The 1736-nt window shown below is 37.3% G+C and carries 2 protein-coding genes; both read left to right on the top strand.

Translation table 11 applies throughout. The features are described 5' to 3' along the window. The coding region (locus ACP5SP_RS07895; protein ID WP_428076519.1) for a TaqI-like C-terminal specificity domain-containing protein at positions 1–1003 on the top strand (1003 nt) is incomplete at its 5' end. Positions 1004–1010: 7 nt separating this feature from the next. Further along, positions 1011–1736: DNA methyltransferase (locus ACP5SP_RS07890; RefSeq protein WP_428076517.1), on the top strand; the 726-nt coding region annotated here is incomplete at its 3' end.

Here is a 1736-nt window from a genome sequence, read left to right as displayed (position 1 = left end):
CCTCAAGGAAGGAGGGATTCTCGCATTTGTTTTACCAAAAACGCTTTTATATGTAGGCAAATATCATAATTTCAGGAACTATATCCTTAACAACTTCACTATCCTTAAAATCGCACAAATAGGCATAAAATTTAAAGGAGTAAGGGGGGAGCAGATAGTGCTCTTTATTAAAAATAAGCAGCCCACCGAAAATTCAACTATTGGATTCGCTAACTTTACAAAAGGGGTCTCTCACGATGTAGTTGATGCATTTAGAGTACCCCAAGGCTACTTCAAAATGATGGATGGAATCCCAACAATGCCTAGTGAATTGGCCTACCAGATTGTGAGGGAATTAAAGGAAAAAACTACGCAAATACTTGATTTTAGTGAAATTGATATATGCAGAGGAGTGTCATTAGGCAAAGGTAAGTTTGAAACTATACCTTATGAAGGTACCCGCACCATCCCCACTAACGCTTTCATAAAGGGGAAAGATATATCAAAACTTCATCTTAAGAGTCTCACAATTCTCGAAAAGCCATTATACAAATCATCAGAATTGTCAAGAATTAAGAAACCTAAGATTGTCTTACAAAATATTTACTCGTCCGAATCTGGATTAATTTCATATCTCGACAAACAGGGCCTCCCGACTGCTGAAACGGTAACTAACATAATTATTAACGACGAAAGAAAACTTGCTTATGTTTATGCCCTGCTGAATTCTAAATTAATGAACTTCTACCTATCGCAAGTCGTATTCTCAGGTTCAAGGCTTACTATGCATATGGATAGTTATTACCTAAGACAGTTACCACTACTCTGGTACCCAACTATAGAGGAAACCGCAAAATTAGTCGCACTGGGAAAAGAGCCAAGTTCTAACAATTCGGACGAAGTGAAATCGACTCTCAAAGAAATTGACAAGTTTGTTTACAAACTATATGGAATGAATGATGACAAACGCAGGATAATAGAGGATATTATGGAAAAAACTCTATCTCATAAAAGTGTGTGGTGAATCTAAAATGAAGAAACAGAAGATAAACGCATTAACTGGCAAAGATTGGCTAAAATACTCTTTCAGTATATGGAGGGACATAAAAAAAGGAAGCATAGATAATGGAGAATCCAATCCCGCATCGTTTCCCGTTGAACTACCCTCAAGAATAATCAAAATATTCACGAATCCAGGTGCATGGGTACTTGACCCATTTACGGGGTCTGGCTCCACCATAGTTGCTTCAATAATTGAAGGTAGAAATTCTATCGGAATTGAACTTTCAGAAAAATTTTACAAAGAAGCTCAGAAAAGAGTTAAGATGCTGAGCTTGGAGAGATTATCCAACCCTGATCTGTCATCGAATATTTACCATGGTAATTCGCTCGAGCTTGAGAAATTTGTTAAGGAAAAGAGCATAGACCTTTGTGTCACTTCCCCGCCATATTGGGATGTACTTAACAGAAAAAGAAGCGCTGATAGAAAAAATAATATTAGGTATTCTGATAGTGACCAAGACCTTGGCAATATTGCAGATTATGACGTATTCCTTGAAAAATTGGGCTCGGTGTTTTCCAAGGTACATTCTGTTCTCAAGGAAGGAGGGTATTGCGTTGTTATAGTGATGGACATAAGGAAGGGTGGAATGTTTTATCCATTCCATTCGGACCTGTCTAATCTTATGGTAAAGCTTGGGTATAAATTTAAGGATATTATGATCTGGGATAGGCAGAAAGAGTACAACAACATGAGA

It is taken from the genome of Caldisericum sp. (assembly GCF_049967455.1).
Taxonomy (GTDB): domain Bacteria; phylum Caldisericota; class Caldisericia; order Caldisericales; family Caldisericaceae; genus Caldisericum; species Caldisericum exile_A.
Note: the sequence above shows the minus strand (reverse complement) of the source record. Positions and strands in the feature narration are given on the sequence as shown.